The organism is Salinimicrobium flavum (assembly GCF_042684505.1).
Taxonomy (GTDB): Bacteria; Bacteroidota; Bacteroidia; order Flavobacteriales; family Flavobacteriaceae; genus Salinimicrobium; species Salinimicrobium flavum.
Genome location: NZ_JBHULT010000010.1, coordinates 1 through 14196, shown reverse-complemented (window position 1 = coordinate 14196; position 14196 = coordinate 1). Strand labels below are relative to the sequence as shown.

At 41.8% G+C, this 14196-nt stretch carries 14 protein-coding genes and 1 pseudogene; 9 read left to right on the top strand and 6 right to left on the bottom strand.

All coding sequences use genetic code 11. From position 1 onward, the window contains the following. The first annotated feature begins 76 nt into the window (after positions 1-76). Together ACFSTG_RS10930 and ACFSTG_RS10925 are read left to right on the top strand one after the other, a co-directional pair. Positions 77-736 (top strand): flavodoxin family protein, encoded by a 660-nt coding sequence (locus tag ACFSTG_RS10930; protein ID WP_380752479.1) that lies wholly within the window; start codon positions 77-79, stop codon positions 734-736. A gap of 42 nt (positions 737-778) precedes the next feature. Continuing rightward, positions 779-1138: a phage holin family protein gene (locus ACFSTG_RS10925; protein ID WP_380752476.1), complete on the top strand. Its 360-nt coding sequence runs from the start codon at positions 779-781 to the stop codon at positions 1136-1138. Here the strand turns inward: ACFSTG_RS10925 and namA are convergent. Next, entirely contained in the window at positions 1131-2210 is a 1080-nt protein-coding gene (namA, locus tag ACFSTG_RS10920) for an NADPH dehydrogenase NamA (RefSeq protein ID WP_380752473.1), read from the bottom strand. The two genes, ACFSTG_RS10925 and namA, sit on opposite strands and share 8 nt — an antisense overlap. Positions 2211-2637: 427 nt before the next feature. Here namA and ACFSTG_RS10915 point away from each other — a divergent pair, with 427 nt between their 5' ends. The 6 genes from ACFSTG_RS10915 (at position 2638) to ACFSTG_RS10890 (ending at position 8274) form a co-directional block, all read left to right on the top strand. Further along, the gene (locus tag ACFSTG_RS10915; protein ID WP_380753748.1) at positions 2638-3849 is read left to right on the top strand and encodes a GAF domain-containing sensor histidine kinase; all 1212 of its coding nucleotides are present in this window, start codon (positions 2638-2640) and stop codon (positions 3847-3849) included. 106 nt (positions 3850-3955) lie between these two features. Next, positions 3956-5326, top strand: a complete 1371-nt coding sequence (locus tag ACFSTG_RS10910) for a short-chain fatty acid transporter (RefSeq protein ID WP_380752470.1) — start codon at positions 3956-3958, stop codon at positions 5324-5326. Positions 5327-5532: 206 nt separating this feature from the next. Beyond that, complete coding sequence (xth, locus tag ACFSTG_RS10905; protein WP_380752467.1) at positions 5533-6306, top strand: exodeoxyribonuclease III; 774 nt, start codon at positions 5533-5535, stop codon at positions 6304-6306. Between the two features lie 130 nt (positions 6307-6436). Next, positions 6437-6682 carry a hypothetical protein gene (locus ACFSTG_RS10900; protein ID WP_380752464.1) on the top strand — a complete coding sequence of 82 codons (246 nt, stop codon included), beginning with the start codon at positions 6437-6439 and terminating at the stop codon, positions 6680-6682. A 182-nt stretch (positions 6683-6864) separates the two neighbouring features. Further along, positions 6865-7020 carry a hypothetical protein gene (locus ACFSTG_RS10895; RefSeq protein ID WP_380752461.1) on the top strand — a complete coding sequence of 52 codons (156 nt, stop codon included), beginning with the start codon at positions 6865-6867 and terminating at the stop codon, positions 7018-7020. 159 nt (positions 7021-7179) lie between these two features. Then, complete coding sequence (locus ACFSTG_RS10890; RefSeq protein WP_380752458.1) at positions 7180-8274, top strand: alanine racemase; 1095 nt, start codon at positions 7180-7182, stop codon at positions 8272-8274. Positions 8275-8394: 120 nt separating this feature from the next. Here the strand turns inward: ACFSTG_RS10890 and ACFSTG_RS10885 are convergent, their stop codons facing one another. Next, positions 8395-8592, bottom strand: a complete 198-nt coding sequence (locus tag ACFSTG_RS10885; RefSeq protein WP_380752455.1) for a hypothetical protein — start codon at positions 8590-8592, stop codon at positions 8395-8397. Positions 8593-8855: 263 nt separating this feature from the next. Continuing rightward, a complete protein-coding gene (locus tag ACFSTG_RS10880) occupies positions 8856-10541 on the bottom strand; it encodes a serine hydrolase (RefSeq protein ID WP_380752453.1) in 1686 nt (561 codons plus the stop codon). Positions 10542-10877: 336 nt separating this feature from the next. Between ACFSTG_RS10880 and ACFSTG_RS10875 the strand changes: the two genes are divergently transcribed. Further along, complete coding sequence (locus tag ACFSTG_RS10875) at positions 10878-11237, top strand: hypothetical protein (protein ID WP_380752450.1); 360 nt, start codon at positions 10878-10880, stop codon at positions 11235-11237. A 1-nt stretch (position 11238) separates the two neighbouring features. Here ACFSTG_RS10875 and ACFSTG_RS10870 read toward each other — a convergent pair whose 3' ends face one another. The 3 genes and pseudogenes from ACFSTG_RS10870 to ACFSTG_RS10860 form a co-directional block, all read right to left on the bottom strand. Beyond that, positions 11239-12321: a CNNM domain-containing protein gene (locus tag ACFSTG_RS10870; protein ID WP_380752447.1), complete on the bottom strand. Its 1083-nt coding sequence runs from the start codon at positions 12319-12321 to the stop codon at positions 11239-11241. A 302-nt stretch (positions 12322-12623) separates the two neighbouring features. Then, complete coding sequence (locus tag ACFSTG_RS10865; protein ID WP_380752444.1) at positions 12624-13499, bottom strand: DUF808 domain-containing protein; 876 nt, start codon at positions 13497-13499, stop codon at positions 12624-12626. A gap of 405 nt (positions 13500-13904) precedes the next feature. Next, a pseudogene (locus ACFSTG_RS10860) lies at positions 13905-14196 on the bottom strand (urocanate hydratase); the annotation flags it as partial.

Here is a 14196-nt window from a genome sequence, read left to right as displayed (position 1 = left end):
ATGAAGAGAAGGAAGGTAGATCTCATCTTATTATGGACGGTATAACTTCATCAAATTTTTAATTCAAATAAAAAATATGGCTTTAAAAGCACTTTTCCTGAATTGCACCTTAAAAAAATCCCCAGAGACTTCTAACACCGAAGCTTTTATTAAAAATGCTGAAAACATCTTTCACGAACTTGAGGTAGAAACCGAGAGTATTCGGGTGGTGGATCACAATGTCATCATAGGGAATTCCTCAGATGAAGGCGAAGGTGATGACTGGCCTGAGATCCTTGACAAAGTAAAGCAAAGTGATATTATGATCATTGCCACACCAATTTGGAGAGGAGACCGTAGCTCTGTAGCAAAAATAGTGGCAGAACGTTTTGATGGAATATGGGCAGAGGCTCGTGAGGACAATGGCCAGTATCCTACTTTCAATAAAGTGGCGGGGGTAATGGTAGACGGTAATGAAGACGGGGCCAAAAAGGCGATCTCCAGCATTTGCTTCGACCTTTCTGAACACGGTTTTACCGTGCCGGTGAATGCCTTTAGCTACTGGGTAGGGCCTGCCGGTCCAGGTCCTGCATATATCGAGGCAGGGGGAGACAAACATTTCTTTACCAACAGGACGTTATACCTTATGGTCCATAACCTGGTGCACCTGGCCGGAGTGTTAAAGAAGAATCCTTATCCGGTGAATATCAAGGAACTCAAAGAGAAAGCAAAAAAGATCAGTGAAACACAAGATTGATTTAATGACTAATCAATTAATTCTCTAACGAACCCACAAATCATGATAGACTGGCTTATACACATTGTCATTGACTCCCTGGTATTGCTGGTAGCAGCAAGGTTTTTCCCTAAAGTTGAATTAAAAGGATATAAAACAGCATTGGTGGTAGCCTTAATGATAGGGATCCTGAGTTTCTTTCTCAGCTGGATACTTACCGTGATCCTGAATCTGGCCACCCTGGGAATCTTTTATTTTTTGGGTTTGGGTTTTGTTACCCGAATCATCGCCTATGCCATCATCATCGAACTGGCCGACAAAATGAGTAAGGATTTCAACACCCGGGGCTTTGCCCCGTCCCTTTGGCTGGCTATACTTCTAGCCGTCGTGGGAGGGATAGTAGATGCCATTATACTTACCTGATCTTTTTCGCCCTTTCGTATTGAGGTGGCCAGGAAAAGTCTGCTCCCAGAGCTTCCGCAGCTTCCATAGGAAAGTATGGGTTCCTTAGCAATTCCCTTGCCATGAAAATAAGGTCTGCCTTTCCCTGCTGTAGAATTTCCTCTGCCTGCTGTGATTCGGTTATAAGACCAACCGCGCCGGTTTTTATTCCGGCCTCCCTCTTTATCTTTTCTGCAAAACCTACCTGATACCCTTTTTCTACCGGGATTTCTGCGTAAGGCACCAGCCCCCCAGAGGAACAATCTACCAGATCTACTTCATATTTTTTAAGGAGTCCGGCAAGGTAGACAGCTTCGGTTTCATTCCATCCTCCCTCCACCCAATCTGTTGCAGAGATCCTTACAAAAAGGGGGAATTCTGTTGGCCATACCTCTCTCACAGCCTTTACCACCTCCAGCAATAACCGGCAACGGTTCTCCAGGGTTTCTCCGTACTCATCATTTCTCAGATTGCTTAGGGGAGACAGGAATTCGTGTAACAGGTATCCATGTGCAGCATGTATTTCCACCACCTGGAAACCGGCTTTCAAGGCTCTTTCTGCACTCATCTTAAAATCTGAGATCACCTTTTGTATACCGGCACCATTAAGAGCTTCAGGCACACACCCTCCCTCTTTAAATGACACGGCGCTTGGGGCCACAGGTTTCCAGCCTCCTTCCTCTTCCCGGAGTTCATCATAACCTTTCCAGGGACTTGTTGTAGAAGCTTTTCTTCCGGCATGGGCTAACTGAATGCCCGGCACACTCCCCTGCTCTTTCAGAAATTTCGTGATCCTCTTTAATCCTTCTATTTGTTCGTCCTTCCAGAGTCCCAGGTCGTCAGGTGAAATACGTCCTTCAGGAGAAACAGCGGTGGCTTCGGTTATAACAAGCCCCGCCCCGCCTACTGCCCTGGTTCCCAGATGCACCAGGTGCCAGTCATTGGAAAATCCATCCTCGCTGCTGTACATGCACATAGGCGATACTACAATGCGGTTCTTCAGTTCTACCGAGCGTAGATTTAAATGTGAAAATAATGCGGTAGTCCTCTCCATTTTTTCAAAATTTTGATCTAAGGTAATAAAAGCGACAGATCCTCTTCCAACTGGAGCAGACTTTCATCCCTTGTTTTAAATGTCAACCATTTGGCTAGCACCTTAAAATACCTCTCATATGTTTGTATATTAGTGAGATATGAACAAAACCTAATTATGATGAAGGATCAAATACTAATAGCTCCAGACGAAAATCTACGCAGAACGGTCATACAGAATACAGGCCAAGGACGGTTCTCTACATGTGCTTACTGATGAGGATAACGGAAAGATCCTTAGGCTACTACCCATTAAAAAATTTAAAAAAAACTGAATAATAATAAAGGATTTTATAGAAGGATGAGTGGATTAATACCTCAGGATTTATTTAACATAACCTTCTGATAATCAGTATTACTTATTTTTATTACTTTTACCGATTCACTAAATACTTTCTCTTATTAAAAATCCTACAACTCAACTTTCGTCAGATATCCATGTAGATGTTCTGGCGATCAACAGGATACCTATTGTCTCACAACTCCTGGATGTGGTTTGCCGAACCACCGGGATGGGTTTTGCAGCCATTGCAAGGGTCACAGAAGACCAGTGGGTTACCTGTTCTGTAAAAGACAGTATTTCATTTGGTCTCAAACCGGGTGATGAACTAAAGGTAGAGACCACCATATGTCATGAAGTTAGGCAAAAAAATGAGGCAATCCTCATTGACGACGTTCAAAAAGATCCTCAATACTTCGATCATCATACCCCTGTCATTTATGGGATCCAGAGTTATATTTCAGTGCCCATTTACCGTAAAGATGGAAGTTTTTTTGGTACTCTCTGTGCTATAGACCCCAAACCGGCAAGGATTAAAACACCTGAGATCCTGGGAATGTTCAAACTTTTCGCAGATCTTATTGCCTTTCATCTTCAAGCCCTTGACGAAAAGAATTTGGTAATTGAAGAATTGAAGGAAGAAAAGCAAACCGCAGTTCTGAGGGAGGAATTCATTGCGATTTTGGGACACGATCTTCGTAATCCCCTTGCGACTACAAGGATGAGCGCAGAGATATTGCTGAAGGTAGCAAAAGACGAAATGACCAAAAGACAGGCAGGGATCATTAAGTCCACTTCCTTCAGGATGGAAAAGCTCATAGAGAATATGCTCGATTTTGCACGAGGCCGTCTGGGTGAAGGCATTCTTATAAGCCCTAAAACAGATAATCCTTCCTTGCTTAAAACACTGGAGCAAATAATAAAAGAACTGCAAACCAACTCCCCGGAAAGGGAACTCTCCGTAAATCTCGTCCTGGAACAACCCGTTCATTGTGACAAGAACAGGGTAGGCCAACTGTTTTCTAATCTTTTAAGCAATGCTTTCTCGCACGGAGATGAGGATACACCAATTTTTGTAGAAGCAGGGACCAGGGATGGAATCTTCTCACTTTCGGTAACCAACTCCGGAGATGAGATCCCCGAGACCGCTTTGAAAAATCTGTTCCAGCCTTTTTACAGACAGGACCATAAACCCGGAAAACAAGGTTTGGGACTGGGTCTTTATATTGCTTCTGAGATCGCAAAGGCCCATAATGGAACCCTGAAGGTTAGCTCTTCAAAAAAAGAAATAAACTTCACTTTTGAAATGCCGCTTAGCTGAATTTTGAAAAATTAAATTTTATAGATCTGCTCCTGAAAATGCTTTTTTGGAGCATATTTTTTTTGGGGAACGTTCAGGAATAAAAATATTTCTACATCTTTGAGCCATGAACGCTGCCCAGTTAATTGAGAAAGGTTTTAAAAAACTCATTCCGGCTCCATTTACCCTCGCCGTTCTTTTAACGCTGTTCACCATGCTGCTTGCCCTGGTCTTTACCGGGAACAATAGCTTTGATGGTGCCCTTAATATTCTGCATTACTGGCAAGAAGGGATGTGGGAGCCAACTCTCCTGGTCTTTATGGTTCAAATGATGCTCATTCTGGTACTGGGTCACGTACTGGTCCTGAGTAAACCTATGGCAAGGCTTACGGGAAAACTTACCGCCGGGGTGAGCAGTAACACGAGTGCTGTAGTGATAGTCTCGGTTTCCACCATGCTCGTGGCATTTTTTAACTGGGGGCTGGGATTGATCTTTGGAGCCATTATGGCCAGGAAGGTAGCAGAATCAGCCCGGGAGCGTGGCTTCGAAATAAATTATCCATTGGTGGGGGCTGCAGGTTATGCCGGACTCATGGTTTGGCATGGCGGCATAAGTGGTAGTGCCCCTTTAAAGGCTGCGGAAGAAGGGCACCTGGCAAGTCTTTTTCCGGGACAGGATACAGTTGGGGTACTGGAACAAATTCCCTCCTTTATTTCAACGGACACGACCATCTTTTCTTCCTGGAACCTGCTGCTCTTCGGAATAATCCTGGTTGCGATCCCAATCCTGTTATTTCTCATTTCCAAAGTTACTCCTACTGCCGCGGTGGAGCTTCCTGAAGAAAGGAATTCTATCTCTGAAGGCATCATTAAGGGAGCTGAAAGGCTGGATCATTCCAAATGGCTGAACCATATTTTCGGAATACTTTTACTGGCAGCTTTTTTCGCTTCCTACCGGCAGGATCTCCTGGCCGGCAGGCTTACCCCAAATATGTTGAATTTCCTGATGCTCGGTCTTTGTATCCTTTTGCACGGCTCTTTTGTTTCATTCCTTAAAGCACTGGATGAAGCAATATTGGGTGCTGCTGCAATTTTAATACAGTTCCCGCTTTATTTTGGGATCATGGGCATCATGAGAGAAACAGGAATGGTAAATGATATAGCCATGTTCTTTTCAGGCATCGCCACAGAGGTGAGCCTTCCTGTATATACCTTTATTAGTGCAGGCCTGGTTAACATCTTCGTACCCAGCGGGGGTGGCCAGTGGGCTATCCAGGGCCCCATAGTTCTTGAAAGTGCACTACAACTTGGAGTTCCTTTAAATAAGGCCATCATGGCTTTCGCTTATGGTGATCAGATCACCAATATGTTACAACCCTTCTGGGCACTTCCCCTGCTTGCAATCACAAGGTTAAAGGCCCGGGAGATACTTCCGTATACCCTGGTAATGATGCTGGTTGGAATTCTTGTTTATGTAACCGGGTTACTTTTAATTTAGTCTTCCGCAGAAAATAAACATTAGAGAAGAAGAAACTTCCGTTTTTAAAGTTGCGTTAAATACTTTTCTCCGGAAGGTGCTTTTTGTAATTTAATTAGTACCCCCTTCATCAGGGATACAAAAAGTTGAACGGTATGTTTGATTTTTAAAATCCAAAAAAACTGATGCTGCCGGAAAATATAACCTCTCTGCTGAACATGTGAAAAATGAAAATAGCTACTTACAATGTCAATGGGATCAATGCCCGTCTTCCTGTTTTGTTACGCTGGCTGAAGGAAACAAAACCTGACGTGGTTTGTCTTCAGGAATTAAAATCCCCCGATGAGAAAATTCCGAAGCAGGAAATCGCAGATGCCGGGTATAATGCCATTTGGCACGGTCAAAAAAGGTGGAACGGGGTGGCTATACTTGCCAGGGACATGGAGATCAAAGAACTGGGTCGTACCCTCCCGGGGGATCCTGAAGATGTGCAAAGCCGCTACATTGAAGCCGATATCAATGACCTGCATATTGGCTGTCTTTATCTCCCAAATGGCAATCCGGCTCCCGGTCCTAAATTTGACTATAAGCTCGACTGGTTCAAACGCCTTACAGGAAGAGCAAAAGAGTTATTGGAAATAGACAGGCCCGTGATCCTTACCGGAGATTATAATGTCATACCTACAGAAAAAGATGTTTATAAGCCGGAAAGATGGATAGACGATGCCCTCTTTAGACCAGAAACTCGTGCTGCTTATGAAAAATTGCTTGCCCAGGGTTGGACAGACGCCATAAGGAAGTTATATCCCGAAGAAACCATTTATACTTTCTGGGATTATTTCCGGAATGCCTATAGCCGTAATGCAGGCCTGCGTATAGATCATTTTCTGTTAAACGAGCATCTTAACGACCGACTCCTTGACGCCGGAGTGGATAAATCTGTACGCGGCTGGGAAAAGACCAGTGATCATGCCCCGGTTTGGATCAATATCAAGGATTGATCTTTATTTTTATAGCCATGGAAAAAGTTGCAAAAATTTAATATTTCAGAAGGTTTATTTTAATCTCTTTTAAGAAGAAGCTGTCACTAAACCAATAATTTAGCTTTGAGAATCAGCATCCCAAATAAAATTGGAAAGAATCACCTATAAAGAGTTCCAGAGTTTACCCCCCCAGGAGCAGGATGAGATCCTTCTTTTATGCGGGGTGAAATTACAAGCCGTCGAAAGTGGTGAACATAAGTACCTGCTTTATGCTGTTGACCGGTTCTTTGTAGAGGTTGATGTAGATCAAAGAACTTTACTGGTCACAAAAACAGCTTTCATTGAAGGAGGTTTAATGGATAAATATTCCCGGCTTGATCTTAGCACCCCTTAATTAAAGAGGGATTTTATGAGCCGCTGTCTGTCTGCGGAAGAATACTTAACACGAAAAAACTTTCAGGTTTTTAAGAAAATTTTTAGATTTACACCCGTTTACCAACCTTCCCTACAGGTTAAATGAGTCTTAAGGCTCGAATTGGATTCAATTCCATCTAACGAAAAAATAAACCTGTTCGAATGCAAAATCTTTTGACTACTATTATAGCGCTTATATTTTGTTGTGTTTTCAGCACCTCTGATGAAAAAAATAAAGTTGATACCCACGCACAGGATATAAATGTTCAGGCGGAAATTGATCCCGTGGATTCCCGATGTCCTGAGGCCAAAAGTTGATCTGCAACTGACTTAATTCGGGATTTTTTTTTGGAATGAAAGAAAGTATGATCAAGGGGCAATCAGTCAAAATATCATTTCAATTCATTAAATTCTCCTGTTTAATTCATTTTCCAGTGCAGGCTATTCTTAGTAAATTGGTCGTGAGAATTTATGATCATGCTACAAATAACCCGACCCACTTTGCTATTGGACCGAACTACCTGTAAGGCCAACATCAGGAAAATGTTCAATAAGGCAGAAAGACATCACGTGCAGCTAATCCCACATTTTAAAACTCACCAATCTGCCAGCATAGGGAAATGGTTCAGAGAAGAGGGGGTGAAAGCAATTACCGTAACCTCTGTGAAGATGGCTGAATATTTTGCCGGTCGCGGGTGGGTTGATATCACGATTGCATTTCCGGTCAATGTTCTGGAAACAGAGCAGATCAATGCACTTGCAGAAAAGGTTGATCTCAGGATCTTTCTAAATTCTAAGGAGGCGGCGAAGGTTCTGAAGGAGCAGTTACGTACCCCTGTAAAATTTTACATAGAAATTGATGTGGGGGATCACCGTTCGGGGATTGATCCTGCGAATCTTTCGGCAATTGCAGGAATCCTTGAGCTCACCAAAGGATCTTACTTGAAATTTGATGGCTTTTATACGCATGCCGGACATACCTACAGCGCGGCGTCACCACGGGAAGTCGAAGAAATTTCCGGGTTATTTCTGAAAAAACTTCGTGCCTTAAAAAGTCATTTTAGACAAACCTATCCCAATCTTAAACTTGCTTTTGGCGACACCCCTTCCTGCAGCATCATAGAAGATTTTGAAGGAATCGACAGCATTCACCCCGGCAATTTCGTGTATTACGATCTTGTTCAGAATAGCATAGGAGCCAATACCCTCGAAGAAATAGCCATCTGTCTCGCTGTTCCTGTTGTCTCGGTACATCCCGAAAGGCAGGAGGTAGTGGTACACAGTGGCTGGGTTCACCAGGGAAAAGACTCCCTTACAGATTCCGAAGGAAATACCTATTTCGGACTGGTAGTAAGCCTTACAGAGGATAGTTGGTCGGCTCCCATTCCGGGAGGGCGGGTAATAAAACTCTCCCAGGAACACGGAGTGATCAGCCTTCCGCAGGAAATGACAGATCAAGTAAAAGTGGGTGACGTATTGGGCATACTTCCCGTACATGCCTGTGCGACTGCCTTTATGATGGGGGAACTGGAAACATTGGAGGGAGAGAAACTGCAAATGATGCCGCGTTAAACTTTTAAACAGGACATGAGAAATTGCTGAAGAGGATTCCTGCCAGGAATAAGCTGCAATAGCATTAGGCTTCTAAAATAATGAAACTAAAAAAAGAATTGTGAAGTTCATAAAATCCTTCTAACGAGGTGGCGAAGTACCGGCCTGAACCACTTCTTCTGCTACCATGACTGCACCCTTGTCAAATAAAAGCATTAGGAAAGAAAATAATATTAAAAAACTAAGCAGAAGAAACAGAATATTGGTGATCCTCATTGTCCCTTCTGAAAGTCGCTGAATTTCCTTTCGGCGTTTCTCGTCCTTAAAATATTCCTCCATCCGTAGCTTTTTCTACTTGTTTATTTTGTAGGAAAAATCCTATAAAATGTAAAATTAAGATGTATTTCATGGCGAATATAAAGTCTTTCAACGACTTAATTAACTTTAAATTAAGAAAATTTATGATTGAGTTATGTTAACATACCAGGCCAAAGGAAGGAAATTCTATGAGAAAGCGCCACCACATTGAAGAAAAGACCTGTATAACCTATAGAAGTTTATTCTATCCGAGTTCATGAGCAGAAGGGAATTAAAGAGGAGGGTTAATTAATTTTGGTGAAGCTTATATGTCGCAATCTCCCCACATCATTAAACCTCAAACCTGTGATTTCATCCTGTTCATTTTGCAGAAATTCTACGACTCCAAGTCGATCTGTATTAAATACATTCCCTAAAACAGGTTTGAGGGTCACTTGGTAGAAATTCAGATATTTTTCAAAGGTTTCGGGAAGTTGCAACATGAGGACTCCATCTATTGCTTCCAGCCTATAGGTAACATCTAACTCAGGTTGGTAATAGGAACCAATAAGGGCTTGAGGATCGGGTGGCACCTGAGAAAATTCCGCAGGTTCAGTGAAAGTTCCGGTCTGCACATTTGTTCCCTGAATGAGCTTAAATTGAAAAGGCTTTCCCTCAGGAGTGGTAGAAAAAACTACCCGGGCATCAAATTCTGAAATAAAATAATTTGTTTCAGATTCGGCGTGTAACTGAAATCGTTGTGCTTCAGGCAGTACCAGGAATAAGGCTTCGTTTTCAGGCAGGATCTTAAGAATAAGACCATCTTCCATTCGGTAGCCTCCCTCCCACTTCTTCAATTTATCCTCTGTAAGTGAAATCGCGACCCTTTCTAATGGTTTTTCCTCTTTTATAAATTCGGAAAGTATCCCATCAGCAAGCTTTCTGATTATTCGTGAAACATTTATCTTTTCATTGTTGGTAAGAACAGCGATTCCCAGTTCCTGTTCAGGGAACAACATCATATAGGAAGCAAATCCCGGGGTGCCGCCGCTGTGATAAACCGCTTTCACCCCTTTATAAGGTTTCACATTCAAACCGTGGGAATATGGGATAGTATCTCCTGTGGGTAAGGTGAAGGAGGCTTTCATCATTTTCGAGATCTGTTGGCTATAGGGTGGATTTTCCTTAAGAAGCAGGTCCATCCATACCAGCATATCATTCATATTAAAATAAAAATTAGATCCACCCGGTACACTTTCAGTCTCTGTCCTTGCATCCACCAAAGTATCTCCTGCCAGTCTGTAACCGGTTGCCCGATTACTGATTGATTTCTCCGGATTACTATAAGCTACAGCCTGCAGATCATTTGGATCAAAAACCTTTTGACGAAAATAATCATCAAACTCCTGATCGCCTGCCATCTCAATAATAGCAGCCAACAAGCTGTATCCTCCATTGGAGTACATAAAATCTGTTCCCGGTTCAAAATTTAAATGTGAGTATTTTTTTAAGAGGTCCATTTCATCGGCCATCGTCCAGGGAACATCCAGGGGAATGCCGGCAAAAAGCCTTAAATTATCTGTTGAAGGAATCCCTGAGGTATGATGTAAAAGCTGATCTATGGTAACCTCCTTAAATTCCTTTGGAAGGTCGGGTAAATAGTCTCCAACCCTATCCTGAAGCTCAAGTTTCCCTTCGGCTTCCAGTAATAGAATTCCAAAGGCTGTGATATGCTTGGATACCGAGGCCAGGTTATACATTGTGCTGCCCGAAGTCTTTACTTGATTTTCCAGGTTCATTAGGCCGGAATGGGAATTTAGAACGGGCCGACCACGGTAAACTACCCCAACAGATAATCCGGGCTCATTTTCCTGTCCGGAAATTCCTGTAATAGAATCAACTTTTTTTTCTAAATTATCTAAATGAACTTGCTGAGAGAAGGCGGTTGTTGCTGCAAGTAAAGCAACCAGGATTACTGGCACATGTTTCATAACACGATGACTTGACTAAATAAAATAAAGAGGTATCTAAACCTTTATAAATGTTGGCCCTGTTAACTTTAAGACATCTTTTATTGCAAAAGATGCGTCTTACAACTTTCACAGAATATAAATATACCTAAACTATTCGAAGCACTTGGAATTATTTAATTTTTAAACGTAATTTAATTTAGTTAGAAGACAAGGTGATTTTCAAAGAACTGAACCTTAAGAAGGAGTAAGCCGTAAATTGAATCCTTGCAGATTTAGAATTTCCAGACTGTGACCAGAGCTAATCTCCAAAAGGAAATTTCCGGATTTGATTTTTCTGAACTGAAATAATATGGTATGCGAAAACAGATTAAAATATACCGGGCTATTAAAGAGATCCTGCAGGAAATGGAAACCTTCGGCAGGTTCAGGAACAGAATTGGAAGTGCGGTTTACCCCAGAGCTTTAAATCTGTTAAAAGAACAACAGGTAATTATCCAAAGTAGAAGAGATGGTTCTCAGTATTGGTATCCCGGAGAAAATTATGAGATAGCACGGTCAACCGGTATCCGAAAATTTTTAGAGAACAGAAAAATAAATTTTCGATTATGGTCCGTTAGAACATTTGGGATAAACATTTCCTGGAGAGACTTTTTATGGGGACTTCTCGCTGGTCTGATTATAGGAGGGGTAGCTGCCTACCTTATTCTGGGGTAGATCAGGTGTTATTTGGTTCATCCTGATCTAAGGACAAAATCCCCATCTTCTTTGCTCGTTCTTCCCATTTTTTACGTGCCAGTTTCTGCATGTCCTCCACATTGTCACTTTCATCCATTATTTCCAATCCCAACAGCGTTTCAATAATATCTTCCATAGTGACCAGGCCTATTGTATTTCCAAATTCGTCAACCACCATCGCCATGTGAATTCTTGTTTTTATAAAATTATCAAACAATACCGGAATAGGAATATCACCTGCAATAGCCGGAAGTTCCCTTCTAAGGGAACTTAATGGTTCCGGTCCTTTGTCGTCCACCATTTCCTCTAAAAGATCATCCTTCAAAATAAAGCCGGTAATATTATTTGGCGATTTATTATATATAGGGATCCGGGAAAATTTTAAATTCCTGTTCGCGTGAAAAAAATCTTCGATCGAGACTTCTTCATCTTCTATCATTGCTACAGAGAAAGGGGTCATCACATCTTTGGCTTCAACAGACTTAAAAAGAAGTAGATTTTTGATAATGGTGGTTTCACTTTTTTCGAATACCCCTTCTTCGCCGGCTGCATCAGTTATAGCAAGAAATTCCTCCCTGCTCATGGTACTCACATGAGCAGATTTACCAATTACTTTAGTGGTTAGCATCATTAGCCAAAGGATGCCTGTATATTTTAAGGGGAAAATCAATATGTTTAACGTTTTTGCCGTGAAAGCACCTAAACTTTGCCAGTAGGTCGCACCAATTGTCTTCGGAATGATTTCTGAAAGAACAAGAATAGCTAAGGTCATTATGGCTGAAACGATCCCCACAGCGTTGGTCCCGTCGCCAAATGCCTTTTCTGCCTGTACCCCCACTAATATGGCTCCTACCGTGTGAGCAATGGTATTCACCGTAAGTATGGCTATTAAAGGCCTGTCTATATCTTTTTTAAATTCAGCGAGAGTATCTGCATATTTTTTTCCTTCCTGTCTTTTTACCTTGATAAATGAAGGGGTGAAACTCAAAAGTGCCGCTTCAAGAATAGAGCATAAAAAAGAAAAAAAGATGGAAATAAAGGCATACAGGATTAATAATTCCATGAAAAAAGGTTTTTTTAAAGTTAATGTTTTATAGAATGAATCCTGTTAAGGTAAAAATAAATAGCTGCTGTACTTTGCATTTTTAAAAATCCTTTTCCTTATTTTTCAAGAACAGAAGAAATGAAGATTTGATTTTATAAGGAATGCATGAAAGTCTGAATCCTCGGGCAGCGACAGAAGATTTGATATAACGATTGTCGTTCAGGGAAAGTTTTCAGGGTGTTAGAAACTTACAAGGTCTTTAGAAGTGACCCGGCAAAAACCAAACTAAGAAAGAAAAATTCTTTTCTCCTGTCCTTCCTCTACCTGCTAAATTTCTTCCAGATTTTGACGATCATTTTTATGAACATCAAAACGATGAATCCAACAATAAGACCTAATATGAAATCAACAAGAATGCCGGGTAGACTCTCAGCAAGTCCGTGGAGAAAATGAATGTTATGTCTGAAAATGCCTCCCGAAACCAGAAGTAAGGCTATGGTCCCAATGATGGACAGGCTTTTAATGACCACTGGCAGCGCATTTACAAGAAACCCACCTATTTTATCAGAAAAGCTGTTTTCCCTATCGTTGAGATCTATAAGTTTAGCGCCAAATTCATCCATCCTTACAATAAGCCCAACGAGGCCATACACCCCAACAGTGGCAACCAGAGCAATAAGAGTAACTACCAGAATTTGATTTAGCAGGGGTTCATTACCCACGGCCCCCAGGGCTATGATAACGATCTCTACAGAAAGTATGAAGTCGGTCAGGATCGCCGATTTAATTTTTTCCTTTTCCCTGCTTAACACTTCTTCTTTAGAAAGTTTTTCAAGTTTAGGGGACTCAGTTTTATGGGCATGTGGAAAAATATATTCATATATTTTTTCGGCACCCTCATAGGCCAGATAAAGTCCGCCAATGATCAGGATAACGGTAATGGCAGAGGGAAAAAAAGCACTTAATAAAAACGCAAGGGGTAGAATGATCAATTTGTTTAGAAATGATCCTTTTGTAATTGCCCAAAGCACCGGTAGCTCCCTGGCAGACATGAAGCCAGAAGCCTTCTCTGCATTTACCGCCAAATCGTCGCCTAATAAACCTGCTGTTTTCTTTCCGGCGACTTTTCCCATCACCGCCACATCATCCATTAAAGCTGCAATATCATCGAGTAGTGCAAAAATTCCTGAGGCCATAATTGATTTTAGTTTAGGAGCAGCAAGATAAGTGTATTTAATAAATGGGAATTATAACATTTTTATAATTCCTGTTTAGTAGTTTAATGACCTCCCAACTGTCAGCGAATAGTCGGGAACCCTTCATGACAACAATTATTATCACTATGCTCTCTCTGCAAACCGCTTTAGACTGGTGACAGAAATCCTTGGATCCCAACCTCTGGGTTTGAACCAATAAGCCTATTAAAGTGATCTTCCCGGGTCAAATACGATCTAAAACCGCAGTAGAGAATTGACAGCTTTAGTTACGCAACAGCAGTATCTTTAGGAAAAATCTTTACTCCATTAAATTGAAATCCCGCCAAACTTTAGTTAGAGCGGGATTTTTGAATTTTCGGATTTCTGAATTAAATTAACCCTTCCCTATTGGAAAAGATTATCATCTACCATATTAGGAAGCGTGACTTTTAATTTAGATTCTGTTTCCATAGCACGTTTGATCGCATACACAGCACCTTCGTTTCGTGCCCAGGATCTCCTGGCAATTCCGTTGTTTACATCCCAATGCAGCATAGATGTGAGCCGTCTCTCCGACTTCCGGTCTCCTTCCAGAACCATACCGAATCCGCCGTTGATCACCTCTCCCCAGCCTACACCCCCGCCGTTGTGAATGCTCACCCAGGTAGCTCCTCTAAAGCTGTCGCCAATGACATTC